The sequence below is a fragment of the Trinickia sp. EG282A genome (assembly GCF_040965455.1).
GTDB lineage: Bacteria > Pseudomonadota > Gammaproteobacteria > Burkholderiales > Burkholderiaceae > Trinickia > Trinickia symbiotica.
This window is the reverse complement of sequence record NZ_JBFRCC010000005.1, coordinates 737,658-761,931: the sequence shown is the minus strand read 5'-3', so window position 1 is coordinate 761,931 and position 24,274 is coordinate 737,658. Positions and strand designations below refer to the sequence as shown.

The 24,274-nt window shown below is 63.9% G+C and carries 22 protein-coding genes; 8 read left to right on the top strand and 14 right to left on the bottom strand.

Features of this window, described 5'->3' with window-relative positions; translation table 11 throughout:
- Positions 1–33: 33 nt before the first annotated feature.
- From AB4Y31_RS26350 to AB4Y31_RS26330, 5 genes are all read right to left on the bottom strand, one after another.
- Positions 34–1,101 (bottom strand): metal transporter, encoded by a 1,068-nt coding sequence (locus AB4Y31_RS26350; protein ID WP_368676553.1) that lies wholly within the window; start codon positions 1,099–1,101, stop codon positions 34–36.
- The gene (locus AB4Y31_RS26345; protein WP_368676552.1) at positions 1,098–2,486 is read right to left on the bottom strand and encodes a TolC family protein; all 1,389 of its coding nucleotides are present in this window, start codon (positions 2,484–2,486) and stop codon (positions 1,098–1,100) included. Before AB4Y31_RS26345 ends, AB4Y31_RS26350 begins: the two co-directional genes overlap by 4 nt.
- A 114-nt stretch (positions 2,487–2,600) precedes the next feature.
- The gene (locus AB4Y31_RS26340) at positions 2,601–2,894 is read right to left on the bottom strand and encodes a hypothetical protein (RefSeq protein WP_368676551.1); all 294 of its coding nucleotides are present in this window, start codon (positions 2,892–2,894) and stop codon (positions 2,601–2,603) included.
- Positions 2,895–2,979: 85 nt separating this feature from the next.
- Entirely contained in the window at positions 2,980–4,311 is a 1,332-nt protein-coding gene (locus tag AB4Y31_RS26335; RefSeq protein WP_368676550.1) for a sensor histidine kinase, read from the bottom strand.
- Positions 4,301–4,990, bottom strand: a complete 690-nt coding sequence (locus tag AB4Y31_RS26330; RefSeq protein ID WP_368676549.1) for a response regulator transcription factor — start codon at positions 4,988–4,990, stop codon at positions 4,301–4,303. Before AB4Y31_RS26330 ends, AB4Y31_RS26335 begins: the two co-directional genes overlap by 11 nt.
- A gap of 357 nt (positions 4,991–5,347) precedes the next feature.
- On the opposite strand from AB4Y31_RS26330, the gene AB4Y31_RS26325 reads away from it, so the two are divergent.
- Positions 5,348–5,890, top strand: a complete 543-nt coding sequence (locus AB4Y31_RS26325; protein ID WP_368676548.1) for a hypothetical protein — start codon at positions 5,348–5,350, stop codon at positions 5,888–5,890.
- A gap of 277 nt (positions 5,891–6,167) precedes the next feature.
- On the opposite strand, the gene AB4Y31_RS26320 is transcribed toward AB4Y31_RS26325, so the two are convergent.
- From AB4Y31_RS26320 to AB4Y31_RS26305, 4 genes are all read right to left on the bottom strand, one after another.
- Positions 6,168–7,607 carry an MFS transporter gene (locus tag AB4Y31_RS26320; RefSeq protein ID WP_368676547.1) on the bottom strand — a complete coding sequence of 480 codons (1,440 nt, stop codon included), beginning with the start codon at positions 7,605–7,607 and terminating at the stop codon, positions 6,168–6,170.
- 22 nt (positions 7,608–7,629) lie between these two features.
- Positions 7,630–8,664, bottom strand: coding sequence for a LeuA family protein (locus tag AB4Y31_RS26315; protein WP_368676546.1), 1,035 nt, complete (start codon positions 8,662–8,664; stop codon positions 7,630–7,632).
- 117 nt (positions 8,665–8,781) lie between these two features.
- Entirely contained in the window at positions 8,782–9,864 is a 1,083-nt protein-coding gene (locus tag AB4Y31_RS26310) for a TauD/TfdA family dioxygenase (RefSeq protein ID WP_368676545.1), read from the bottom strand.
- A gap of 122 nt (positions 9,865–9,986) precedes the next feature.
- Positions 9,987–11,645 (bottom strand): methyl-accepting chemotaxis protein, encoded by a 1,659-nt coding sequence (locus tag AB4Y31_RS26305; RefSeq protein ID WP_368676608.1) that lies wholly within the window; start codon positions 11,643–11,645, stop codon positions 9,987–9,989.
- A 413-nt stretch (positions 11,646–12,058) separates the two neighbouring features.
- On the opposite strand from AB4Y31_RS26305, the gene AB4Y31_RS26300 reads away from it, so the two are divergent.
- A complete protein-coding gene (locus tag AB4Y31_RS26300) occupies positions 12,059–12,787 on the top strand; it encodes a LuxR family transcriptional regulator (RefSeq protein ID WP_368676544.1) in 729 nt (242 codons plus the stop codon).
- A 49-nt stretch (positions 12,788–12,836) separates the two neighbouring features.
- Here the strand turns inward: AB4Y31_RS26300 and AB4Y31_RS26295 are convergent, their stop codons facing one another.
- From AB4Y31_RS26295 to AB4Y31_RS26280, 4 genes are all read right to left on the bottom strand, one after another.
- Entirely contained in the window at positions 12,837–13,613 is a 777-nt protein-coding gene (locus AB4Y31_RS26295) for an HAD family hydrolase (protein ID WP_368676543.1), read from the bottom strand.
- Between the two features lie 180 nt (positions 13,614–13,793).
- Complete coding sequence (locus AB4Y31_RS26290; protein ID WP_368676542.1) at positions 13,794–14,606, bottom strand: anti-sigma factor; 813 nt, start codon at positions 14,604–14,606, stop codon at positions 13,794–13,796.
- Positions 14,606–15,187 carry a sigma-70 family RNA polymerase sigma factor gene (locus AB4Y31_RS26285; RefSeq protein ID WP_368676541.1) on the bottom strand — a complete coding sequence of 194 codons (582 nt, stop codon included), beginning with the start codon at positions 15,185–15,187 and terminating at the stop codon, positions 14,606–14,608. The genes AB4Y31_RS26290 and AB4Y31_RS26285 overlap by 1 nt, the downstream gene beginning before the upstream one ends.
- Positions 15,188–15,216: 29 nt before the next feature.
- Positions 15,217–15,363: a hypothetical protein gene (locus tag AB4Y31_RS26280; protein ID WP_189595297.1), complete on the bottom strand. Its 147-nt coding sequence runs from the start codon at positions 15,361–15,363 to the stop codon at positions 15,217–15,219.
- Between the two features lie 376 nt (positions 15,364–15,739).
- Between AB4Y31_RS26280 and AB4Y31_RS26275 the strand changes: the two genes are divergently transcribed.
- The gene (locus AB4Y31_RS26275; protein ID WP_018439550.1) at positions 15,740–16,468 is read left to right on the top strand and encodes a FadR/GntR family transcriptional regulator; all 729 of its coding nucleotides are present in this window, start codon (positions 15,740–15,742) and stop codon (positions 16,466–16,468) included.
- A gap of 22 nt (positions 16,469–16,490) precedes the next feature.
- On the opposite strand, the gene AB4Y31_RS26270 is transcribed toward AB4Y31_RS26275, so the two are convergent.
- Positions 16,491–18,233, bottom strand: coding sequence for an IlvD/Edd family dehydratase (locus AB4Y31_RS26270; RefSeq protein ID WP_368676540.1), 1,743 nt, complete (start codon positions 18,231–18,233; stop codon positions 16,491–16,493).
- A gap of 342 nt (positions 18,234–18,575) precedes the next feature.
- Here AB4Y31_RS26270 and AB4Y31_RS26265 point away from each other — a divergent pair, with 342 nt between their 5' ends.
- Genes AB4Y31_RS26265 through AB4Y31_RS26245 form a run of 5 tightly spaced genes read left to right on the top strand, consistent with a single transcriptional unit; the run spans position 18,576 to position 24,267 of the window.
- On the top strand, positions 18,576–19,541 hold the full coding sequence (locus AB4Y31_RS26265) for an ABC transporter substrate-binding protein (RefSeq protein WP_018439548.1): 966 nt from the start codon (positions 18,576–18,578) through the stop codon (positions 19,539–19,541).
- Positions 19,542–19,601: 60 nt separating this feature from the next.
- Positions 19,602–21,140 carry a sugar ABC transporter ATP-binding protein gene (locus AB4Y31_RS26260; RefSeq protein WP_368676607.1) on the top strand — a complete coding sequence of 513 codons (1,539 nt, stop codon included), beginning with the start codon at positions 19,602–19,604 and terminating at the stop codon, positions 21,138–21,140.
- A complete protein-coding gene (locus tag AB4Y31_RS26255) occupies positions 21,137–22,207 on the top strand; it encodes an ABC transporter permease (protein ID WP_368676539.1) in 1,071 nt (356 codons plus the stop codon). Before AB4Y31_RS26260 ends, AB4Y31_RS26255 begins: the two co-directional genes overlap by 4 nt.
- Positions 22,204–23,301, top strand: a complete 1,098-nt coding sequence (gene yjfF, locus AB4Y31_RS26250) for a galactofuranose ABC transporter, permease protein YjfF (protein ID WP_368676538.1) — start codon at positions 22,204–22,206, stop codon at positions 23,299–23,301. The genes AB4Y31_RS26255 and yjfF overlap by 4 nt, the downstream gene beginning before the upstream one ends.
- Positions 23,302–23,340: 39 nt before the next feature.
- Positions 23,341–24,267: a dihydrodipicolinate synthase family protein gene (locus AB4Y31_RS26245; RefSeq protein ID WP_368676537.1), complete on the top strand. Its 927-nt coding sequence runs from the start codon at positions 23,341–23,343 to the stop codon at positions 24,265–24,267.
- Positions 24,268–24,274 lie beyond the last annotated feature (7 nt).

Here is a 24,274-nt window from a genome sequence, read left to right as displayed (position 1 = left end):
GGAGGCGGGGTTGAACGGGGCTGTGGGCAACGATTAGTCGTCACACTCGGGCGGATCCTTGCAGGCCGTTCCGAGCCCCTGAGGTTTTAGCTCCTCCGAGAGCAACAATTGCGCACCTTGCGTGACAACTTCATCACCGATGCGAAACCCGGAAGTCACGATGAAACCGCGACTTCTCTCATCGCCGGCCGATACGTATCGGCGCGTAAAGCGATCGGAAGACGTGCGGATATACGCCCAAGTCTGTCCGCCGTACCAAACTACCGCCTGCTCGGGAATCAAGAGCCCCGAACGCGCCGCGCTCGACATAGGAATCTTCGCGCTCGTATGCAAGCCGGCGGGCATCGCCCGCGCCGCGACATAGAACCAAGGGTTGCCTTGCACGGCCGGGTCGGCGAACGGCGACGCCGATAGCTTCCGCGCCGGCACGGGCTGCCCGTCGGGGGCGTGCACCGTGATTACGGCCGGCGCGCCTTCGGCAAAGTTCGCGGGCAACGTGACACGCAGGACGACGGCCTGGCCCGATTGCAAATGTTCGAACAGGTCCGATTTCGGCATCGTCGCGGCGTTCGTGAGCGCGTCGCCGAACTGCTGCCGCATCGCTGCATCGATCCCATCGAGTGCCGCCTTGGCCGACTGCAGTTTCGCGTCATCGATTTGCATCGCCGAGCGAGCCTCCTCGAGGCTCTTCTGAGAGACGTTGCGGTCGTCTGCAAACAGCGTGCGGTTGCGCTCGTATTGCGCGCGCGAACTCGCCGCCTGCGCCCTGAATGTGCCAACGTCCGCTCGCGCGGCAGCCAGTCGATTGCGCAGGTCGAAAAGCGGCTGCAGATCGATCACCGTCGCATAAGCGCTGATGTCACGCTGATCGCTGACAGCGGCAAGCGGCGCAACCATGATGTGGCTCGCGCGCTGCGCGGCTAAGCTGACGACGACCACGGTTTCGCCGTTGACCGTCTGCACGGCAGGCTGCAATGGTGGCTGCGCCATCGCGGCGGGGCCAGGAACAGCCGATGCGACGAGCGTCCGGTGGATGTACCAGCCGGCGCCACCGGCCAGACCCAGCGAGACGACAATGAAAAGCAGCAATCGAGGTTTCATCGCGCTTGTGCTTGGCTCATGGATTGACGCACCGCGCCGTGGCCGAAGGGCTGCTGCATCGCGTCCTCGAGCGCCCCGGCCGCCTGCTGCACGGCGACCTCGGCGTCCAAGCGTGCGATTTCGCTCGTTTGATAATCGGCCACGGCCTGTGTGTACGTCAGGCGGTCGATATTGCCGGCGGCAAAGGCCGAGGCCTCGCTGTGGACTTGCTTGCGTGCGTCGGCCAGATGCGCGTCGGACAAGCGCAATGCCTCGAGGCTCGAGCGGTAACGTGCGAGCGCGCGATCGAGATCGCCGAGGATGGCGTCCTGCATCGCGGCCGTGCGTGCGGCCGCCTCTTTGCGCTTCGCCTCCGCTTCGCGAATGCCGCCTTCGTTCCGATCGAAAATCGGCAACGTGATACCGGCCAAACCGAACGCGATCCGGTTGGTGCCCGTGTCGTATGAATAGCCAGGACCGAGATGAATGTCCGGGTACTGCTTCGCGACTTCGAGCTGGAGTGCCGATTCGGCCGCGGCGTAATCGGCGAGCGACGCGAGCAGGTCGGCGCGATGGAAAATGGCACCGCGTTGCGCGTCCGCGGCCGGCGGTGCCGGCGGCGCCGCACCGAACTCATCGAGGTCGTACTGGAGGCCGTCGAGCGCGGCAACCGGCAGGCCGATGGCCGCCGCGAGCTGCGCGCGTGCATCCTCTTCGGTGCTTCTTGCAGCGGCAAGATCGCTTTGTGCCTGAGTGTCGGCCAGCACCGCCGCATCGACTTCGGGCCGCGAGAACTGCCCGAGCGCGAGGCGCTTGCGGCTCATCTCGGCGATCCGCCGCTCGGCCTCGGCCTTCCGGGACAGTATCGCGATACGTGCGCGAGCCGCATAAAGCGCAAGCAGCGCGGCACGCACCTGCGAGCGAACCTTCCATGCTTCGTTGGCGATGGTGAGACGCGCGGCTTCGGAAAGGTGCGATGCCTGATCGACGCGATAGCCTCGCTTGTGCGCGGTCTCGATGGGAATATCGAGTGCGGGACCCGTCGTATAGGGCGCACCCGGACCGGGGTTGGGCGTCGCATATTGAAACGGCAGCGTAAGAACGGGATTGGGAATCGCATTGGCGACGTCGATCCCCGCTTTGGCCGTGTCCCACTGTGCGCGCGCGATGTCGAGTGTCGGGCTGTAGTACCACGCCGCCAGGCTGAGCGTCTCGCTGTCCCACCGCGTCGGAGGCCACGGCGCGATATCGTGGCTCAGTTCACGCGCGATGTAGGCGTGCAGGCCTTCGCTCGTCAGCGAGCGCTGCTCGAATTGCCGGGCAAGCTCGATCGGCGCGATCGGCTGCGGATGATATGCCGCACAACCGGCGAGCCAGGCGAACGCAATCAATGCCGCTTTGCGCATTGCGGACTCCGTCAGTCCCGCTGCCAGTGGACCCGGCAGCCTTCTGGCGTGGATACTACGGAACCGCGTGTGAAGTTTTCGTCAATAAAGCGCAAGGTCGCGGTTCCTGCACGTTCACGGATCCCGCGCATCGCGCTGCGCCGTCGGCGCCGCTTCGATACGATTCGTTCGCTGAATGCCCGGGCTCACCGCGGCGGCGCTTTGCGCGCCATTCGCCTGCGCCGCGTGGCCTTCGAGCTGCTGCGCCTGCGTCGTATTAGCCGCCGCGCCAGGCACTGCCGAATTGGCATCGAGCGAAATGTAAAGATATGAGTTGATGCCCGCATCGAGCGCGCGGGAAATGTACCAGCCTGCCCCCGCAGTCAATGCGATCGAGACGGCCATATAGAAAAGCAGCCGGGGATTCATCAACACCCTACATGTCGGTCCTCGGATGTCGCCAAGTCAGCGTCATCCTGACCGCAATGCTACGCAACGCGTTGTGAAATTTTCGTCAAGAAGCCCCCTCGCCCGTCACCTTCCCGTCCGGCCTCTCGGAACGGCCGTTGCCGCTCACGGGCAGGCGCAGCCAAAGGCGAGTGCCGCGTCCGGTTTCGCTCTCGATCGAAACTTCCCAGCCATACCTTTCACAAATCTTGCGGACGATCGCCAGTCCCAGGCCGAAACCGCAAACATCGGAGGCGGGCTCGCCGCCTCTGTAGAACCGTTCGAATACATGTGGCAATGCGTGCTCCGCGATTCCACAGCCCGTATCTTCGACGAGCAGCCGCCCACCTTCCCAGGCGACGCGGATCTTCCCTTCGCTGGTGTAACGCACGGCGTTATCGATGAGGTTGGAGAGCACGATGGCAAGCGCTGCCGAATTGGCGTAGACGGTCACCGTATCCTCGATGTCGACGGCGCTTGCCAGGTCTTTGGCTTGCAGCGTGTCTTCGAACGGTTGCAAAACGTCTTCGACGAGGCGCGCGAGCGCGATCGGCTCCGAGTGCGTGGCCGATTCTTCACGCGCAAGCAACAGCAAGGCATTGACGAGTTCGCGCATGCCGTCGGCGGCGCGATCGATCTGGCCGAGCCGGGCGCGCGATTTGCCCGCGATCGCCGGATCCTGCTCGAGCAACTCGCAACTCGTCTTGATCGTGGTGAGCGGTGTGCGCAGTTCGTGGCTGACGTGGCTCGTGAACTCCTTCTCCCGATCGATCGCGTCCTCCATGCGCCTGTGGTAATCGTTGAACGCATAGACGAGGTCGACGAGTTCCTCTTCGTCGTATTTGCCCGGATTGATCGGAGCCGAGCCTTCATGTCGCAACGATTTGACCTGGCGAGCGAGCCCGGCAACCTGACGCACGAGCAACGCGGAGAGGCCGAACGCAAGCCAGATCGTCAACAGCGCGAATACCCCCGTGCCGGCCATCAGCGCGTTGATGACTGCCTTGAAGTGCTGTTCGTACGCGCTGAAGTCATAGACGCGGTAAAGCCGCGTGGACTCGAATGGAACGATCGCCACATGAATCTCTTGCCCGCCGAGGATGATCTCGTGGATCCCGTTCGATAGGCGGCCGACATACGCGGGAAGCGTGATCGCGATCGGTTGCCGGTAGGCGGCGGAGACGTAACCGCCCAGTGCCGCGTTGAACGGCGGCAGGAGCGTCTCATCGGCATGGTAGCGCCGCAGCACACTGACCATGTCGTCGTGGATCAGCGCGTCGATGAGCCTTTCCTCCTGCCCCTCGGCGAGTACTCTGACACCGAACGCCTGCGCGGCGAGCAGCACGATCGTCAGCGCCGAGAACACGAGCGCGACTTTTAAGCGCAGGCTACGCCGCATGTTTGCCGCCCGCGGCGAGCCGGTAGCCGAGCCCGTGAACCGTCTCGATGAGCTCGGCCTCGCCGGGCTGGGTCAAGGCCTTGCGCAGCGTATAAATATGAGTGCGCAGCGTGACGCTGCCCGGCAGCGTTTCGCCCCAAACCTCGGCTTCGAGCTCCGCATGCCCGAATACGCGATTCGGCGATTGCATCAGAATCCGCAGGATCTGCAGACACTTGGGTTGAAGCTTGATCGCGCGACCTGCCCGCTCGACCGTCAGCGTCGCGAGGTCGAGGCGAACGTCGGCGAAACGCAGTTCGCGCGTCGCGACCTGGCCGCGGTAACGCTTGATCAGCGCGCCGAGCCTCGCGCCGACTTCCTTCAATGAAAACGGCTTCACGAGATAGTCGTCGGCGCCGTGCTCGAATCCGGCGAGCTTGTCGTCGAGTCGATCTTTCGCCGTCAGCATCAGCACGGGCGTATCGCGATGGGCCTCCTGGCGCAGCTTGCGGCACAGGGTCAGCCCATCGACTCCGGGCAGCGCGAGATCGAGCAGAATCGCGTCCCACGGCTCGGCGAGCGCGAACCGCAGGCCCGCATTGCCAGTCGCGGCAACGTCCACCTCGTAGCCGAGGCTTTCGAGGTAGTCGCAAAGATTGGCGGCGATCGCCGCATCGTCCTCGACAATGAGTACTTTCATCGTTTCGTGAAAGTCCGTGCAAAGGCACGCCAAAAGAACCGCGGCTTGCACTCACCAAAACGCATACTGCCCACCATTTTCGACGCCCGCGTTTGTCCGGACTGGCCATCTCCGTTCGCGACGCGTAGGCGAATGTGCCCGATAAAAACCATGCACGGCCATTTACGCCGCGTCCGATATAGGCTACCAGCATGTGGAGTGTAGCGGTCGATCAGTCGTAACCGAAAACGATCATGGGTGCTGACGGATGGCACTTGCGCTGCGTTACTGGAGTTCCATCGTGGACGCAAAAGCCGAGGATTCAACCATCGTTAGAGCAAGACTGGCGGTCGCCGGCTGGAACGAGGCCACCGCTACATGATCGCATGGAAAGCCTTTTCGTACGCCGGCGTCAGCTATGACCTGTCCCACCTTCATCCTCGCAGGATCGAATTCATTCTGCCGGCGATTACAGGGCATCCCGAGCGCAGATACGCGGTACAAGTCATCTTCGGCCTGCACTGCTTCACGCGCTCGTCCAAACCCGGCGAAGTAGTCGATCTGGCTATGTCCTATCGAGATACGCGCGAAACACGCGTGTTCTGCCCGCAGCGTTACGGGCTATCCATGCTGTTGCCGACGATCATTGCCGAGCTGGCTACCCGCCCCTGCTATCACACTGGGAAAGGCAACTTTTTCGTGGTGGAAGCCGTCGACGACGGCGGAGCGAAGCAGGAATACGAAGTCTACTTCGCCGCGTCACGTGCGGTCGAGCGCGGCCTGGTCAATCTATTCGTACAGAGCGCCTACACGCGCGACCCGGCTCACAGGAGTAATCGGCCGAAGAAAAAGCCGATCAGGCTGCACGTAATCCTGCACAACACGCTGACGAATCGGCCAATCAAGGAGCCGCCGCGATGAAGGCCGGCACGTCGGCATGCGCCAGGCAATAAAAAAGGCTCCTCGAAAGGAGCCTCTTCTAAAGACTAATCGGACCTCTTGGCTATCACCACACTTGGGTGGCGACCCCTCTCGGGGCGGGAGTAACGCACGACTTTCGCCGCTCCGTTTATACGTTACCGATGCAATGGTACAAGGCTTCCGCGCTCGCTGCAAGGCTCCCGTCCCTCGCCATTCAGCTCGGCGCCGAGTACCGCTTCCCCAGCACCTCACAGGCGAGCCATATCGGCGGCTCCGGCTATCGCCGGCGCATCTGCCGAGATGCGCTCAGTGCAACAGCCGCGCACCCCGAAGCAAAGGCGATCCACAACGCCGTGCCGATGGGCCAGCCCGTCAAGGAGCCTTCCGCGACTGCCTCTCCCGCCGGCGCGAAATTCACCAGCACGACGGCGACGAGCGCGGCGCCGATCGATTGCCCGAGCGTGCGCGCCGTCGCAAGCACACCCGAGGCGATGCCGGTGCGTGGCTTGTCGACGACGCTCAGCATTTCGCGATTGTTCGGCGTCTGAAACAATCCGAAGCCGGCCCCTGCAAGAGCGGCGCGCCAGATGATCGCCATGTGAGCCGGATGCGCACCGACATCAGGCAGCATGGCAAGCGCACATAGACCGAGCGCGAATAGCGCGAGCCCCATCGTTGCGACACGACGGCCGTCGGCTCGGTCGGCGAGCCGCCCGGCCAGCGGCGCGGCGACCGCCACCGCGAGGGGCCAGGCGAGGAGGATCAGCCCCGACTCCACTGGCGTGTAGCCATAACCAGTCTGCAGTAGAAACGGCAGCGCGACGAGCGCGGAGCCCTGAGCCACGAAGGCGAGCATCGATGTGATCGCCGCTGTGGAAAAGCGCCGCGAGCAGAGATCCAGCGGAAGCAAGGCGCGTGACCCGGCGGCCTGCTGCACTCGTGCAAAAGCGAGGATCAAAAGGGCGCCGCACGAAAACAGCACGATCGACCCCACGTGCGAGCGCCGGCCCAGCCCATCCACGCCCGCGACGACGAGGCTCATCGCGGCCGCGGCGAGGACCGCGCCAGGCCAATCGAAGCCGCCTTGCGAGGGCGGTGCGGCGGTCCGCACGGCGGCGAGCGCCTTGCGCGCGATGACCCAGCCGGCGGCTCCCAAGGGCACGTTGACATAGAAGAGCGCGCGCCAATCGGCCACCGTCAGCAAGATGCCGCCGACGGCGGGTCCCGCCGCCGCGCCGGCTGCCACCACGAGGGCATTGATGCCGAGCACGGAGCCTAACAAGCGTGCGGGCACGACACTTCGGTAGAGCCCGATGCCCACGCTGACGATTGCGGCACAGGCGAGCCCTTGCGCGGTCCTGAACGCGACGAGCCAACCGATCGTCGGCGCGAGCGCGCAGGCGAGCGACGCCGCCACGAACGCCGCAAGGCCGCGTGCATAGACCGCAGCGGGCTCCAGACGTTGCGCGAGCGCGGCAAATGTCAGCACCGTCGCGGCACTTGCCATCTGATAAGCCGTGACGGCCCACGTGGCGGTGGCCGCATCCGTATGCAAGCGAGCGGCGATCGTCGGCAACGCGATGTTGACGATCGAACTGTCGAGCGTGGCCATGAACGCGCCGATCAGGATCGCGGCCGCGGCCCAATAGCGCAGCGGCGCACGCAGGCCGTCGGCGGCCTCGTGGCTCGTACTCTCATCGATGAGTGGCGGTGACACCGCCAAAGATTCGCTGGCGATGTCAGGCTCCTTCGTGTAAAGCCGCTTCGGTCAGCTTCGAGCTGGACAAGCGGTTAGTCACGAAACGACGCGATCTGCCGAAGCGCGCCGCTTCGACATACTCGTAGCACTGCGGGTCTTTCAGGATGCCGTCCTGGTGAATGCCGGCCGCCGTCGAGAAGACATGCTCGCCGATGACGGGCTTGTTCGACGGGATTGGCTTATCCGCATAGCGGAACACTTGCTCGCAAGCCGCGACGAGCGCGTGAGCGTCGAGCTTGACGTCGGCGCCATACTGCTCGCCTTTGTAGAGCAGGCACGCGTAGATCTCTTCGAGCGCGCAATTGCCCGCGCGCTCGCCGATGCCGCCGAGCGTCGCGTGCACGACGTCGGCGCCCGCGCGCACGCCGAAGAGCGTGTTGGCGGTGGCAAGCCCGAGATCGTTATGGAAGTGAACGCCCCAGCTGACACTCTCGCCGAATTCCGCGACGAGCCCGCGTATGGCCGCTTCCACCTCGGCGGGCGTGCAGTAGCCGACCGTATCGGCGTAAGTGATCATCGATGCACCCGCCTCGAGCGCGACAGCGATCTGCCGCTTCAGAAAAGCCGGATCGGCCCGCGAGGCATCTTCGAAGATGACCGCCGGCGCGAGCTCGCCGCGGGACTTCACACGCTCGATTGCCGCGATCAGCTCGATATGCGCGGTGGCTTCGTCGATGCGCCGCTTGCGCAGCAGATGGATCTCGGAGCCGACCCCGAGCAATTGCACGATGCCACCGCTCGCCCGCAGACTGTCCGCGGCGCGATCGACGTCGCCTGGCGCAAGACGTGCGAAAGCCACGGGTTCCGAGCGAGTGTGCCGGCGCAGATGCATGGCCGCCCGCTCGACGAACGCGTGCTCCGCCTCGGAGGAAGCGGGGTACCCGAGCTCGACATAGTCGGGCTCGATGGAAGCCACGGCTTCGAACACACGCCATTTGTCCGCGTGGTCGAGCAGAAAGCCGATGCCCTGCTCGCCGTCGCGCAACGTCGTATCGAATGTCTTGATCGTCTTCATCGTCGATCTCCGATGAGGTCCATGACGGAAAACGCGAAGGGCGCCCACAAAAATCGCGGCCTCACGAACGTTTGTCAACGCCGCGCAATCGTTTGCGCCCTTGCGCGCATTCAAGCGCTAGGCGGCAACGCCGAGCTCGCCCGAGAGACGCTGCTGATACGGGCCGACCTTCTCGGGAAATTTCCAGCCGATGTATCCGCCTCGCACGGTACCCGGCTCCGTCGAACCGTTGTAGGCATCGACGAACGTGGCCGGCAGCGGCCGACTATTGCGCGTCGCGAACCAGAGCCGGTACAGATGGCGCTTTCTGTCTGTTTCCTCGTGATCGTGAAACTCCGTGCGCGAGTGGTAAATCACGTGATTCGACAGCAATTGCAGGTCGCCAGCCTCGAGGGTCATCGGCAGCGTCAGCTCCGGGTCGCCCGCGATCGTCTCGATCAGCTCGATCGCTTCGCGCTGCGCGTCGGTGAGCCGAGGCGCGTTCGGCAGCTCGGAAGCCGCATAGATCCGCTTCGCGTAGAACTGGCTCGTGAAATGCCCTTCGCGGAAGCCATAGATCGGCGAGAGGTAGTACGGCACCGCTTCGCTCTTGGCGAGCTTGATGAACGGGAACGGGCGGTAAAGGACTTGCAGCAAGTCGGGCCTGCGGCGCGCAATTTCGTTGTGCACGGCGAGCGAGCTCGTCACGAGACTCAGTCCGCCCGCCTTCGCGCCGCGGCGGCAGAGCAAGCCGACGACGTCGCACGGATCGACGTGATAGCGGATCGCGTCCTTCGAACTGTTGCCACGCAACGTGACCGCGCTGTCATAGCCCTTATCGCGCACATCGACGATCATCTCCACGTCGTCGTTCTGTGGCAGTGCAACCCCGAGATACATTCCCACGCCCCAGGCGATCAGGCGCGCTTGCTCGGGCGACTTGTTCGCGACGGGCAGCCCGCGAATCAGGAGGAACCCGTAGCCGCGCTCGAGCTTGTCGAGCAGCGTGGCGAGCTTCGGGCCGAGCGTGGGCAGCGGAAAATCGCTTTGCGCGGCCTCGAGAAGGCCGATACGTCGATCGGCAAAATGCTGAAACGCCGCTTCGACTTCGTTGGCTTCGGCATCCGTGAGCCGATATTGCCAATCGTCGCGCCCGACGAGCTCGGTTCCTTTCCAAGCCGAGGGCGATTTCAGTTCGCAAGGGAGATTCGATGCGTGCATGGGTTCCTCCGTGACGTGACGGTTCAGAGATGCGATCGATGACGCGGGAACAGCGCGAGCGCCGCCAGCCGCCAGCCGGCGGCCGGCGACCGGCGGCACTCGCATGGAAACCGAATGAAGGACTACTTCGATAAGAGCGGCTGCATCGTTGCAGCCTTGGGCGTGGCCATCCTCGTGGCCGGAGAAACGCCGCGCGACTGAACTCGGCCGCCGGACATCGCCGAGCCCTGCTCGATGCGGAACGAGCCGACCGCCACGGTCAACCCTCGAGCCTGCTGCTCGAGCGCTTGCGCCGCGCCGGCGGCCTCTTCGACGAGCGCGGCATTGTGCTGCGTCACTTCGTCGAGCTGCGCGACCGCACGACCGATCTGCTCGACGCCCGTGCTTTGCTGATTCGAAGCGGTCGAGATCTCGCTCATGATCGAGACCACGCGCGCATTCGAGCGCTCGACATCGTGCATCAGTTCGCCGGCGCGATCGACGAGCCGCGTGCCCGACACGATTTTTTCGACCGAGCCCTGGATCAGGTCTCGAATCTCCTTCGCGGCCGTCGCGCTGCGCTGCGCGAGCGAGCGCACCTCACCCGCGACGACCGCGAAGCCGCGGCCGAGCTCACCCGCGCGCGCCGCTTCGACCGCGGCATTGAGCGCCAGGATATTCGTCTGGAACGCGATGCCCTCGATGACCGTGATGATGTCGACCATCTGCTGCGATTCGCTCGAGATCTCCTGCATGGTCTGCACCGCCTGGGCGACCACGTTGCCCCCTTCCTTCGTGACATCCGAGGCGGCCACGGCCAGTTGCATCGCCTGCTGCGCATTGTCGGCGTTCTGTTTCACGGCTGCCGAGAACTGTTCCATGCTCGCCGCCGTCTGCTCGAGCGAGGCCGCCTGCTGCTCGGTGCGGGAGGAGAGATCGGCGTTGCCGCTTGCGATCTGCTCCGTCGCAACCGAAATGCTGTCCGCCGATTCCTTGATGCGAACGACCATGTCGCGCAGCGCATCGCGCATCTGTCCCATTGCGGCGAGTACGCTTCGCGAATCGCCTTCGGCCGTCTCCAGGCGCACGCTGAGATCGCCTTGCGCAATCGTTGCGACGACGTGCCGGGCGTAGGCGGGCTCTCCGCCTAGTTGGGCGTAGAGCCTGCGGCGAATCCATATGCCGCAGGCGATCGCGAAACCAATGCCGATGAAGGCCACGACCGACAACACTTGGATCAGCGTCGACGCCTCGGCGCGCGCCTCCTCGTATTCGGTCTTGGCGGCATCGAGCTGAAGCACCTTGAGCGCGCGCAAAGCCAGCTTCGTTTTGAGCACGAGCGGCGGAAGCGTGACATGCGCGAGATCGGCCGCCTTCGCCGCGTCGCCTGCTTTCAGCGCGGTCACGATCGGGCGTATCCCTTGCGCCACCATCGCGTCATATGCGCTGCGGAACGTTTGCGCGACCTCGCGCTCGTGGGCGTCCGCGGTGGTCTTCTGGTAGCTTTCCCAATACGGCTCGAACTCGGTCAGATCAGTGTCGATGAGCTTGACGCCCTCGCCTACGCGCGAGTGATCGGTATCGATCGAAACGTTCGTTGCGACGGCGGCCGCCTCGAAAAGACGATATTCGAGCTTCGAGAGACTTTGCAGCGCCATCGTGTCGTTTTCGTACACCGATCGCAGCCGCTCATTGGCGAGGCGCATGCCGACGAATGCGATGACAGCGATCACCAATGCGACCCCGCACGCGACGCCGATTGCCGCCGTCAATTGCGCTCTCATCGAGAGCCCTCGATTCATTTCCTGCTTCATCGTTATCCACCTATTTTGTCCTCGCCCGATCGACCCTATCGAGCTTCTTAATGGATATCGGTAACTTCCCTTAATAACTTGAGTTCGGCTACCTACATATCCATGTAGTAGTGGACAGACTCACCTGCCTGGAAAATCGCGACGAAGCTCTCACGTCCGTCTGATGCGGCGAACCAGCGTTTGAAAGCCCGTGGGGGCCTCGAAAACAACTGCGCCGGGCGCACTAAAGTGCGCTCGGCTTTTGCCGTTTACATGCTGACCAAGGTGCAAAGTCGAATTGTGCGTTCCGTTATGCGCTATTTCGATTACTTCTTTGATTTTTGTCAAACATCGTTTGCTTCACTGGCTCAAATTTCCAATATTTCCTTTCCTTACGGCTGATTGCGATGCAGGCCCGATCCATGAATGTCGACACGTTGAGCGTCGCGTGCCTGACGGCATTCGAAGCATGCGAAGACGAGGCCGATGCAAAAACGCGGCTCACCGAAATCTGCCGGTTGCTGAATCTGGACGGCTTTTTGTACTGGACCGGAGCGGCCGAGGGTAAGGCGAAGGCGAGTGAGCTCACGATTTCGAGCTATGACGAGACGTGGCACAGGGTCTATGCCGAAAACGGTTTCAGGGCCATCGATCCGACGGTCGCTCATGCGCTCACCGGCATCGCGCCGCTCCTATGGGACGATGCGCTCTATGCGGGCGAGGCGCCGCAGGCGTTGCGCGCCGAGGCTCGCCGCCACGGGATGGACTGCGGCGTGACGATTCCTATTCATGCGCCGGACGGTGGGCTCGGCAGCTTGAGCGCATTCGTCGACTCGCGCCGCGTGCCTGTCCCCGCGGCACGCCGGCACCTCCTCTCGGTGCTGCCGCATCTGTGCCTGCTTTCGGTGCAGTTGCACCACTTCGTGACGCGCTCTGTGAAAGCGCGGGCGGCGCCGACGGTCCACCTGACCAAGCGCGAACGCGAGTGCCTCCGCTGGATCGCAGCCGGAAAGAGCACATGGGAGATCGGCTGCATTCTGAACATCTCCGAGCACGGCGTGACGCATCACATCCGAAACGTCATGCGTAAGTTCGATTGCACGAGCCGTCACGTCGCCGCCGCTCGTGCGCTCGCGCAAAAGCTGATCTGAGCCGCCGCCCGACGGCCATCGTAGCCGGCAGTGCGGCGCGGTTTTCGCATCACCGGACGTGGGCGTGGACGTTGGCGTGTGCGGCATCGGAATGCCAACGCCGCAATGTCGGCAAATCGATCCACCGGCAATCGTGTCCGCGAACGACATCGAGGGGCATCTCCGGATCGCCCAGGTGCGCGAGAACCGCGAGCGCTTCATCGAAACGGTGATGGCGGGTATAGGCCGTGGGCGTCACGATCGTCGGTACGCCAGCGGCCGTGGCGGCATGCAAGCCGTTTTCCGAATCTTCGAACGCGACGCAGCGTGAGCCCTCGATATTCAATTCGTTGAGGACTGCCAAATAAACGTCGGGCGCGGGCTTCTTGACCGGGGTGGTCGACGCGTCGCCGATCGCTGCAAAGCGCTTGCGCCAATCGCCGCCGAACGGTGCGCTCAGCAATACATCGAGGTTCGCCGGCGTCGTGGTCGTCGCGATTGCAACCGGCACCCCGGTTCGGTTCGCCTCTTCGATGAGGCGCTGGACGCCAGGGCGCAACGGCAACGTGCCCCCCCGCACGCGTTGCGCGTAGTGCCGTGTCTTGACCGCGTGAAGCGCTTCCACCGTTTCCCACGCCTTGGGGCCGCTCGCTTCCTCAGGCTCGATGCAGCGCCAATAGTGCAGAATGCGTTCCTTGCCACCGGCTACATCCAGCAGTCGGGTGTAGAGCGCTTCATCCCAATGCCAATCGAGCCCCACCTCAGCAAACGCGGCGTTGAAGGCTTCGCGGTGCGCGGTCTCGGTATCCGCGAGCGTCCCGTCGACATCGAAAATCAAGGCTTCCATGCGCTCCTCCCGTTCTCAGGCGCGGCGAAGCGCAAGCAGCCACGCGCGCATGGCCGCATGGCCACGCTTCGCTCGCTGGTCCCGCTCCGCTTCAAAGTCACCAGAATAGGCAGGCGCAGACGGGTCGTGAATTCACGAATTCTTTGGTTCTGCTTAAGAAACGCTGAATGCGCGCGATCGCTATCGCGACGAGTCGGACGACGACTCCGACCACGATTCGGGACGGCCGCCCAGCTCGCTGCAGACGTCGATGGCGATCGATCGCAGTTTCTCTTCGGAAATCGCCCCTGACAGGGCATAGCCGAAATGGTCGCTGACCCAATAGAACGTTCGCCGATCGCCGTCGCGCAAGAGGCGGAACGCCGTTTCATCGGTCGGGATCGCGGCGACGTAAAGCGTCAGCCGCGCCCCTTGCCGGCTCTCGTACATGAATTGCGCGGCAGGCCCGCTGTCGCCCGGCAGCAATCGTCCGCCGACGAGCGTGTAGCCGTACTCTTGCAGCGACGGAATCGACAGCGACCGACCGAGCCGTTTGGAGAGCCAGCTCGCGAGATGCGCCTCGTCCTGCGCGCCGACTTCGACGGGATGCCGAACTTCGGGCGCATACACGGCGTAGGCGATGTCGGCGCGACGCGCGAACGTGGCCGGCTCGTGCGCGCTGTGGAGCGCGCGCGGCAGGAGATTGCCGGCTATCGTGCCGAGCGCGACGCCGACGAAGAGCCAGCCGGCGGCCACGGCCATGCGCTGCATCCGCGAATGAGGCCGACGCAACACCACTACCGACGGGGCCTCGTTTTCGACGTCGCCGAACAAAGCCTTCAGCGCCGCCTTCTGGGCCCGCCAGTCCGCGACGCGGGCCATCGACTCGGGATCGCGTTCGAGCTCGGCGCCGACGGCGGCATGCGCCGCATCGGGCAGCTCGCCGTCGACGAATGCGGACAGCGTCTGCAAGTCGAGGCGCTCCGAAGAGCCGGAATCGCGATAGTCGTTCATCACTTGTCTCTCACTACTTTGAGCGCGGCCGGCTTAGGCGGGGCCGCCTTAGGCGCGGCCGGCTTAGGTGGGGCCGCCTTGGCCGCGGCGGCCTTAGCCGCGACCGTCTCCCCCGCGAGCAATGTCCGCATGTGCTCGCGTGCACGCGAAAGCCGCGACATCACTGTACCGATCGGCACACCGAGCACCGTCGCTGCTTCTTGATAGGTCAACTCCTCCACGCCTACCAGCAAGAGCACCTCCCGTTGCTCGACCGGCAGGTGATAAAGCGCATGCTGGACGTCGCGCAATACGAGACCGTCAACTTCGGTGCGCGGCGCTTCGAGACTTCGCCACGGCGCTGTTTCATCGTCGACGGCGATTTCACGCCGTGCCCGTAATTGATCGATATAAATGTTCCTCAGAATCGTATAGAGCCACGCGCGCAAGTTGCTGCCGGCACGGAACGCCCGATGACGCGCGAGCGCCCGCTCCGCCGTATCCTGCACGAGATCGTCGGCCCATGCGGGGTCTCCCGTCAGCGCACGCGCATAGCGGCGCAGTCGCGGAAGCCCCAAAACCACGTCGTTTTCGAAACTCACTCCGTCGTTGCCCGCAATGGCGAGTGATTTCAATAACCGCCGCTGCTGTTCGAGCCGCCGTTGTTGCCTTGTTGCGGCGGATTGCCGTCCGTCGACGAGCATCCCGTTGCGGACAACGTCGACACGGCCAACATCAGCGCGACAAAAACGGCGGATAGTATTCGGTGCGACTTCATTTGCATCTCCTTGCCGACCAACGATTGCGATTCGCGCGCGTAATCGGCCGGCGGTTGAAGGTTCAAGGTCGAAGGAAGATCGATGCTTCAAGGGTTGAACGCTACTTCGCAATGGTCTCCTCACGACTTAACGGAGCAACGCCGCCGTTTATTCCTTCGTCGGAGCGGATTCTTTGGTCATTTTTTGTCGGCACGAAATAAAAACGGGCCTAGGTGAAACCCTGAAATCGCTATTCGAGAAGCGCCGAATGCACTACTGCGGGTTTTGGCGCCGCTCTCGGTGCCGGACCCCTGTGCTATGCTGCGAACACCTCGCCGGCGTCAGCGCGCCGCAAGGTTCGCATCAAGCGGACGAGCGAACCGCACTCTCAATACTATGGACTATCGGCATCTCAAGAATCGCAAGAGCATGCACGCGCGAATCGTGCAGGAACTCGGTATCGAGATCGTCAGCGGCAAATTCGCGCCGGGAGAGCGCCTGCCCCCTGAGCCCGGTCTCTGCGAATCGTATGGCGTGAGCCGGCCGGTTTTGCGGGAGGCCACGCGCGTGCTCGTCGCGAAAGGACTCGTCACGTCGAAGCCGCGTGTCGGCAGCGTCGTGAAGCCGCGTGAAGAATGGCACATGCTCGATCCCGATGTGCTCTTCTGGACGATCAGCAGCACGCCCGAAGGGGATTTCTTCCGCTCGCTGCTGACCGTGCGGCGCATTATCGAGCCGGCGGCGGCCGCGCTTGCCGCGACCGAAAGCACGGAAGAGGATTTGGCGCGCCTGCGCAGCGCCTTCGATAGGATGGAACGGGCGGAAACGGCGTCCGAATTGCTGGAGCCGGACCTGGAGTTTCACCGGGCGATCATGGCCGCCACGCACAACGACATGCTCGCCTTCATCGGCAATATGATGTCGCTGGCGCTCTCGGAGTCGATCAAGCTGACGAGCCGCCACCCCGATACGCACGCGCTCTCGCTGCCGCGGCACAAGGCCATTCTCACGGCCATCGAGAACCACGATCCGCTCGGCGCTCGCCAGGCGAGCCTTGTGCAACTCGAGAACGCGCGCGCCGACGCCGAGACGATTCTCGAAGTCGCCACGCGCAGCGCTCGTTGAGTCGGCCTAGGGCCTGTTTCTTCTAGTGTGAATGCGGCGGCACTTCGGCGCCGCGGCAGCCGACCAGGAAGTCGAAGTCGCATCCCTCGTCGGCTTGCAGGACATGGTCGACATAGAGGTTGCGGTAGCCGCTCGCATCGGCCGCCAACGGGCGCTGCCCTTCCCTCCACTCGGCAAGACGCGCTTCCAGTTCCCGATCGTCGATCTCGAGATGCAGCCGCCCGTTCTCGCAATCGAGCTCGATCCAGTCGCCGTTGCGGACCACGGCGAGCGGGCCGCCCGCGCGGGCCTCCGGCGCGACGTGAAGCACGACGGTGCCGTACGCCGTGCCGCTCATCCGCGCATCGGAGAGCCGCACCATATCGGTGACGCCCTGCGCGAGCAGCTTCGGCGGCAACCCCATGTTGCCCACTTCCGCCATGCCCGGGTAACCCTTCGGCCCGCAGTTCTTCATGACGAGGATCGAGTCGGCCGTCACGTCCAGATCGGGATCCGCGATGCGCGCTTTGTAGTCGTCGAAGTTCTCGAACACGACGGCGCGGCCGCGATGTTGCAAGAGCGACTGCGTCGCCGCCGAAGGCTTAAGCACCGCGCCGCGCGGCGCGAGATTGCCGCGCAGCACGCAAAGCCCGCCGTCGGCGACGAGCGGCTTGTCGAGCGGCCGGATCACCTCGTCGTTGTAGATCGGTGCCTCTTTGCAGTTGTCCCACAGCGAGCGCCCGTTCGCCGTCAACGCGTCGGGATACGGCACCAGGCCTTGTTCGCCGAGGCGGCGCACGACGGCGGGCAAGCCGCCCGCGTAATAGAACTCTTCCATGAGAAAACGGCCCGACGGCTGCAGATCGACGATCGTCGGGGTGCCGCGGCCGATGCGCGTCCAGTCGTCGAGCTCGAGCGGCACGCCGATGCGGCCCGCGATCGCCTTCAGGTGGATGGCCGCGTTCGTCGAGCCCCCGATTGCGGCATTGACGCGAATCGCGTTCTCGAATGCCTCGCGCGTCAGCAGCTTCGAAAGACGCAGGTCTTCGAGCGCCATTTCGACGATACGCATGCCCGACAGATGCGCGAGCACGTAGCGGCGCGAGTCGACGGCGGGAATCGCCGCGTTGTGCGGCAGCGTGACGCCGAGCGCCTCGGCCATGCTAGCCATCGTCGATGCGGTCCCCATCGTGTTGCAGGTGCCGACCGAGCGCGACATGCCGGCTTCGGCCGACATGAACTCGTGCAACGTGATCTTGCCGGCCTTCACCTGCTCGTGCAGTTGCCAGACGATCGTGCCCGAGCCGATGTCGCGGCCCTCGTGCTTGCCGTTGAGCATCGGACCGCCGCTGACGACGATGGCCGGCACGTCGCAGCTCGCCGCGCCCATCAGCAGCGCGGGCGTGGTCTTGTCGCATCCCGCAAGCAACACGACCGCGTCGATCGGATTGCCGCGGATCGCTTCCTCGACGTCCATGCTCGCGAGATTGCGCGTGAACATCGCCGTCGGGCGCAAGTTCGATTCGCCGTTGGAGAACACCGGAAACTCCACGGGGAAGCCGCCCGCTTCGAAGACGCCGCGCTTGACGTGCTCGGCGAGCTTGCGGAAATGCGAATTGCAGGGGGTGAGCTCGGACCAGGTGTTGCAGATGCCGATGATCGGCTTGCCCTGGAACTCGTGATCGGGGATGCCCTGGTTCTTCATCCAGCTTCGGTACATGAAGCCATTCTTGTCGGCTCTGCCGAACCATTCGGCGGAGCGCAGCTTGCGGGGTTTGTCAGTCATGTTGGCGTCAGGTGATGACCTAAAGTAGTATTACTATATATCGACTAGCGTCTCTTGACCACTATTTGAGAAAAGCAAACTTTTCGTAACACTGAAGCAGCAGTCAGGGTCTGACCGGCACGGAAAATGCCAGCTCCATGCGGATTTCCAGCGCTTCGACCCCCGAGAAATAGCATTACTATTTGCTCACGTGATCTGGGGAAAACGCTAATCGCCGCCGGGGTCGCGTGTGCCTATAGTTTGGCTATTTCCGAGTTCGTTCTCGTGGGACGCGCTCGGGTCGGGCAGCAAGAGCAAGCAGTAGCAACAACGACAAACCAACAGAGCTATCGGAGACTTGAAATGAGACGCACCCTACGCCAGGCGCTTCAAGCATTGCTCGCAGTCACCCTCGTCGGGGCAGCCGCCGCCGGCCACGCCGAGGACAAGAAGATCGTCCTCGGTTTTGCTCAGGTAGGCGCCGAAAGCGCGTGGCGCACGGCCAACACGGTCTCCGTCAAATCGGCGGCCAAGGACGCGGGCATCACGCTCAAGTTCTCGGATGCGCAGCAAAAGCAGGAAAACCAGATCAAGGCGATCCGTTCGTACATCGCGCAGAAAGTCGATGTGATCGCGTTCTCGCCCGTCGTGGAGTCGGGCTGGGAGCCGGTGCTCGAGGAAGCCAAGCGCGCGCACATTCCCGTCGTGCTGACGGACCGGATGATCGACGCGAAGGACCCCTCGCTCTATGTCACGATGATCGGCTCGGACTTCCTCGAGGAAGGTCGTCGCGGCGGACGCTGGCTCGAGGAGCACTACAAGGACGATAAGGGCCCGATCAATATCGTGGAATTGCAAGGCACCGTCGGATCGGCCCCCGCGAACGACCGCCATGCCGGGCTGATGGAGATCATCAAGAACGATCCGAAGTTCAAGGTCATCGCTTCGCAAAGCGGCGACTTCACCCTCGCCGGCGGCAAGCAAGTGATGGAAGCGTTCGCCAAGACGTACGGCAAGCAGATCAACGTCGTCTATGCGCATAACGACGATATGGCGCTCGGCGCAATCCAGGCGATGGAAGAAGCCGGCATGAAGCCGGGCAAGGACGTGACCGTCGTGTCGTTCGATGCGACGAAGGGCGGCTTGCAGGCTGCCGCCGCGGGCAAGATCAACGTCGACGTCGAGTGCAGCCCGCTGCTCGGGCCGCAATTGATGGACACGGTCAAGAAGATCGTCGCCGGTGAGCAAGTGCCGCATCGCATCGTGACGAACGAGACGGTGTTCCCGATGAACGTCGCGGCGCAGGTGCTGCCCACGCGCAAGTACTAAACCCGCAACGAGCGAACGCGACCCATGCACGCCGACGAATCGACCGAGAACTACGCCTTGATGAGCGCTCCGACGACGGTTGCCCCCGTACTCGAGACCGTCGGCCTGACGAAGTCGTTTCCCGGCGTGCAGGCGCTTCGCAACGTCGACTTCCGCCTCTTCCCCGGCGAAGTGCACACGCTGATGGGGCAGAACGGCGCGGGCAAGTCGACTTTGATCAACGTCCTGACCGGCGTTCATTCGCACGACGCCGGCGAGATCCGAATCGACGGAAAACCGGTCGGCTTCGCTGCTCCACTCGAAGCCGAAGCGGCCGGGATCCGCACGCTCTACCAGGAAGTCAACCTCTGCCCCAATCTCTCGGTGGCGGAGAACATCTTCGCGGGTCGCCAGCCGACGCGCGGCGGCGCGATCGATTGGAAGGCCATCCGTATCGGCGCCGAAGCGGCGCTCGCGGAGCTCGACGTGTCGCTCGACGTGACGAAGTCGCTCGATACGTATCCGATCGCCGTACAGCAAATGGTGGCCATCGCGCGCGCCGTATCGGTCGACGCACGCGTGCTGATTCTCGACGAGCCGACCTCGAGCCTCGACGACAACGAAGTCGCGCGACTCTTCGAAGTGCTCAGGCGACTGAAGCGCAACGGCATCGCGATTCTGTTCGTCACGCATTTTCTCGAGCAAACGTACGCGATCTCCGATCGCATCACCGTCATGCGCAACGGCGAACGCGAAGGGGAATATTTGGCGAAGGATCTGCCGGTCGCGGTGCTCGTCGAAAAGATGGTCGGAGACGCACGCGTGGCCGAACGCCAGGCGAATGCCGCGGCGCGGCAGGCCAAGGCACCGACGTCCGCCGGCCAGACCGCGGCGGGCTTCCGGATGCGCGGCGTCGGCCGGCGCGGCGTGCTGCATCCCGTCGATCTTTCGATCGAGCCGGGACGCATCGTCGGCCTCGCGGGCTTGCTCGGATCGGGTCGCACCGAAACGGCACAACTGCTCTTCGGCGCCGAGCGCGCCGATACGGGGACAGTCAGCGTCGACGGCAAGACCGTGAAAATGGGCTCCCCTCGCCATGCCGTGCGCCAAGGCATCGGCTACTGCGCGGAAGATCGCAAGAAAGAAGGCATCATCGCATCGCTCTCGCTGCGCGAGAACATCGTTCTTGCGCTGCAAGCGCGGCGCGGCTGGTGGCGACCGCTCGGCCGCAAGCGCGAGAAGCGCATCGCGGACGAGTACATCGCCTCGCTGGGCATCAAGGCGCGCGACGCGGAGCAACCGATCGAGCTGCTTTCGGGCGGCAATCAGCAAAAGGCGCTGCTCGCGCGCTGGCTCGCAACGGAGCCGCGCATGTTGATTCTGGACGAGCCCACGCGCGGTATCGACGTCGCCGCGAAGTTCGAGATCATGGACCGCGTGCTGGCGCTTTGCGCAAAAGGCCTGGGCATTCTGCTGATCTCATCCGAGTTGAGTGAAGTGCTGCGAATCAGCCATCGAGTCGCGGTGTTGCGCGACCGCCGCAAGATCGCCGAGCTCGACGACGATGGGCTCGACGAAGACCAGGTGTATCGACTGATAGCCGGAGGCAACGCCCCATGACGGAAGGCACCGGGGATCCGTTTCGTTTCGTGCGAGCCGTGACGCGCCATGCGTTGTTCTGGCCCGCGCTCACGCTCGTGCTGCTGTTGGCGCTCGATGTCGCACACCGCTCCGATTTTCTGAAAGTGACCGTGATGAACGGCCATCTGTTCGGCGCGCCCATCGACATCCTGATTCATGCGTCGCCGCTCATCATCGTTTCGCTCGGCATGACACTCGTCATCGCGACGCGCGGCGTCGACATCTCGGTCGGCACGGTCGTCGCGATTGCCGGCGCGTCGGCGGCGATGTTGCTCGCCGACGATCCGGCGCGCGTGCCGACCGCGCTCGCCGCCTGTCTCGCCGTAGGCCTCCTCGCCGGAGCCTGGAACGGACTGCTCGTCGCATTCGTCGGGATGCAACCCATCATCGCGACGCTGATTCTCATGGTGGCCGGACGCGGTGTCGCGCAGCTCTTGACCGATGGGCAAATCATCCCGATCTCAGGTACCTGGTATCTGAGGCTCGGCGACGGCTACCTCGCCACGGTGCCCTGCTCCGTGTGGATCGCAATCGCGGCAACCGCGCTCACCGCCTTGCTCGTCAACGGGACCGCGCTCGGCCTTTTCATCCGCTCGATCGGCATCAACCCCGTCGCCACGCGCCTGGTCGGGCTCCGTTCCGCGGCCGTCGTCTTTGGTGTCTATGTCTTTTGCGGCGTTTGCGCCGCGCTGGCTGGCGTGTTGATCAGTTCGAACGTGCGCAGCGCGGATGGCAACAACGCCGGCCTGCTGCTCGAGCTCGACGCCATCCTCGCGGTCACGCTCGGCGGCACGTCGCTTGCGGGCGGACGCTTCTCACTCGGCGGCACGGTCCTCGGCGCACTCATTATCCAGACGCTCACTTACACGACCTATTCGATCGGCGTGCCGCCCGAGGCGACGCTCGTCGTCAAAGCCGTCGTGGTGCTCGTCGTCACTGTCATCCAGTCCGCGGCGGCGCGAGACCTGTTCTTGCATCTGATCCGGCGCGGCATTGCGGCGGGACGCGTCAAATCGGTCGACTCGGTCGGCGAGGCCGTGAAATGAAAGCATTCTTCCTACGCTTCGTCGATCCGCGCGTCCTGCCGATCGCGGTCACGATCATCCTCTTCGCGGCGCTGTTCGGCTTCGGCTCCGCGATGTACACGGGTTTTGGATCGCTGCGGGTCCTGCTCGGCCTGCTCGAAGACAACGCGTTTCTGCTCATCGTCGCGATCGGAACGACGTTTGTCATCATTTCCGGCGGCATCGACCTGTCGGTCGGCGCCGTCGTCGCATTCACGACGATCGTCTGCGCGATCTGTGCCGAGCGCCTGCATTGGCCGATCTGGATCATCGCCCCGCTCGTGCTTGCGATCGGCGCCGCATACGGCGCGGCGATGGGCGCGATCATCCATTTCTTCCGCCTGCAACCTTTCATCGTGACGCTGGCCGGGATGTTCCTCGCGCGTGGTGCCTGCTTTCTGATCACCACGCAGTCGATCGAGATTCACGAAGCGTCGTTTCACGCAGTGTCCGGTTTTCATGTGCCTCTAGGCAGCGGCGAGCTCAACGCGGGCGCGCTCATTGCGCTCGTTACGCTCGCTGCTGCCATCTTTCTCGCACATTTCACACGTTTCGGACGTAATGTCTATGCGATCGGCGGCAACGAACGCTCGGCGCTGCTGATGGGTCTGCCGGTCGCGCGCACGAAGATCGGCGTCTATGCGCTCGGCGGGTTGTGTTCTTCGCTCGGCGGCCTCGTATTTACGCTCTACGTGTTGTCGGGTTATGGGCTGCAAGGCCAAGGCATGGAGCTCGATGCGATCGCGGCATCCGTCATCGGCGGCACGCTGCTCACGGGCGGCATCGGCTACATCATCGGCTCGGTGTTCGGTGTCGGCGTGCTCGGCACGATCCAGACGCTGATCACGTTCGACGGCACGCTGAGCTCCTGGTGGACGCGCATCGTCATCGGCGCGCTCTTGTGTATCTTCTGCCTGCTGCAACGCGTGATCGAGCAGCAGGCGGCGCGTCGCAAATCGAACGGCACGGGGCTCGGGGGGCGGGCGAAGCCCGCACGCGAAGCGAGCCTCGCCGGCGACGGACCGCACGAGCGCGCGATCCCGCTCGGGCTGAACGAGCCGCCCCTTAAGACCTGATTCGATGATCATCAAACGGATTTAACGAGGAGTCGTACAGTGGTCAATGTTTCCCGCCCGTTCTCAGGGCTCTTTCCGGTTGCGCCCACGCCGTTCACCGAAACGGGCGAGCTGGATCTCGACGGACAACGGCGCGTGATCGACTGCATGGTCGATCAGCAAGTAGACGGTATCTGCATACTCGCGAACTACTCCGAGCAGTTCCTGTTGACCGATGCCGAGCGCGATACGCTCGTGGACCTGTGCCTCGGGCACACGGCGGGCCGCGTCCCCGTCATGGTCACATGCAGTCACTTCAGCACGGACATCGCGAGTGCGCGCGCGAAGCTCGCCGTCGCGGCGGGCGCGAGCATCATCATGTTGATGCCGCCCTATCATGGCGCGACGCTGCGCGCCGACGAAGCATCGATGTTCGATCATTTCAAGCGTGTCGCCGACGCCGCGGGCGTGCCCATCATGATCCAGGACGCGCCGCTTTCGGGCGTGCCGTTGAGCGTTTCGTTTCTCGCTCGCCTCGCGCGCGAGATTCCGCTCGTGCGCTACTTCAAGATCGAAGTGCCGCAGGCCGCGGCCAAGCTCCGCGCGCTGATTGCGGCGGGTGGCGATGTGATAGAGGGTCCGTTCGACGGCGAGGAAGCGATCACGCTGATGCCCGATCTCGACGCGGGTGCGACCGGCACGATGTCGAGCGCATTGCTGCCCGACCTGATCCGCCCCGTCTTCGATGCGTTCCGCGCGGGACGGCGCGATGAAGCGCGCGCGGGCTACGCGCGGATTCTGCCGCTCATCAACTATGAAAACCGCCAGTGCGGGCTGCGTGCAACGAAGACCGTGATGAAGGAAGGCGGCGTGATCAAGAGCGACATGGTCCGTCATCCGCTCGAGCCGCTCACCGGCGCCACGCGCAGTGAGCTGCTCGAGCTCGCGCGCGAAGCCAATCCGCTCGCGTTGCGCTGGGGCCTGTAAGTCTCGG

What these genes read in the sequence shown, in the direction of transcription:
- AB4Y31_RS26275 (WP_018439550.1), top strand. Translation starts at nt 15,740, where the DNA reads ATGGACTATCGGCATCTCAAGAATCGCAAGAGCATGCACGCGCGAATC.
- AB4Y31_RS26255 (WP_368676539.1), top strand. Translation starts at nt 21,137, where the DNA reads ATGACGGAAGGCACCGGGGATCCGTTTCGTTTCGTGCGAGCCGTGACG.
- AB4Y31_RS26330 (WP_368676549.1), bottom strand. Translation starts at nt 4,990, where the DNA reads ATGAAAGTACTCATTGTCGAGGACGATGCGGCGATCGCCGCCAATCTT.
- AB4Y31_RS26315 (WP_368676546.1), bottom strand. Translation starts at nt 8,664, where the DNA reads ATGAAGACGATCAAGACATTCGATACGACGTTGCGCGACGGCGAGCAG.
- AB4Y31_RS26340 (WP_368676551.1), bottom strand. Translation starts at nt 2,894, where the DNA reads ATGAATCCCCGGCTGCTTTTCTATATGGCCGTCTCGATCGCATTGACT.
- AB4Y31_RS26290 (WP_368676542.1), bottom strand. Translation starts at nt 14,606, where the DNA reads ATGAACGACTATCGCGATTCCGGCTCTTCGGAGCGCCTCGACTTGCAG.
- AB4Y31_RS26265 (WP_018439548.1), top strand. Translation starts at nt 18,576, where the DNA reads ATGAGACGCACCCTACGCCAGGCGCTTCAAGCATTGCTCGCAGTCACC.
- AB4Y31_RS26260 (WP_368676607.1), top strand. Translation starts at nt 19,602, where the DNA reads ATGAGCGCTCCGACGACGGTTGCCCCCGTACTCGAGACCGTCGGCCTG.
- yjfF (WP_368676538.1), top strand. Translation starts at nt 22,204, where the DNA reads ATGAAAGCATTCTTCCTACGCTTCGTCGATCCGCGCGTCCTGCCGATC.
- AB4Y31_RS26325 (WP_368676548.1), top strand. Translation starts at nt 5,348, where the DNA reads ATGATCGCATGGAAAGCCTTTTCGTACGCCGGCGTCAGCTATGACCTG.
- AB4Y31_RS26310 (WP_368676545.1), bottom strand. Translation starts at nt 9,864, where the DNA reads ATGCACGCATCGAATCTCCCTTGCGAACTGAAATCGCCCTCGGCTTGG.
- AB4Y31_RS26335 (WP_368676550.1), bottom strand. Translation starts at nt 4,311, where the DNA reads ATGCGGCGTAGCCTGCGCTTAAAAGTCGCGCTCGTGTTCTCGGCGCTG.
- AB4Y31_RS26280 (WP_189595297.1), bottom strand. Translation starts at nt 15,363, where the DNA reads ATGAAGTCGCACCGAATACTATCCGCCGTTTTTGTCGCGCTGATGTTG.
- AB4Y31_RS26305 (WP_368676608.1), bottom strand. Translation starts at nt 11,645, where the DNA reads ATGAATCGAGGGCTCTCGATGAGAGCGCAATTGACGGCGGCAATCGGC.
- AB4Y31_RS26345 (WP_368676552.1), bottom strand. Translation starts at nt 2,486, where the DNA reads ATGCGCAAAGCGGCATTGATTGCGTTCGCCTGGCTCGCCGGTTGTGCG.
- AB4Y31_RS26295 (WP_368676543.1), bottom strand. Translation starts at nt 13,613, where the DNA reads ATGGAAGCCTTGATTTTCGATGTCGACGGGACGCTCGCGGATACCGAG.
- AB4Y31_RS26350 (WP_368676553.1), bottom strand. Translation starts at nt 1,101, where the DNA reads ATGAAACCTCGATTGCTGCTTTTCATTGTCGTCTCGCTGGGTCTGGCC.
- AB4Y31_RS26300 (WP_368676544.1), top strand. Translation starts at nt 12,059, where the DNA reads ATGAATGTCGACACGTTGAGCGTCGCGTGCCTGACGGCATTCGAAGCA.
- AB4Y31_RS26270 (WP_368676540.1), bottom strand. Translation starts at nt 18,233, where the DNA reads ATGACTGACAAACCCCGCAAGCTGCGCTCCGCCGAATGGTTCGGCAGA.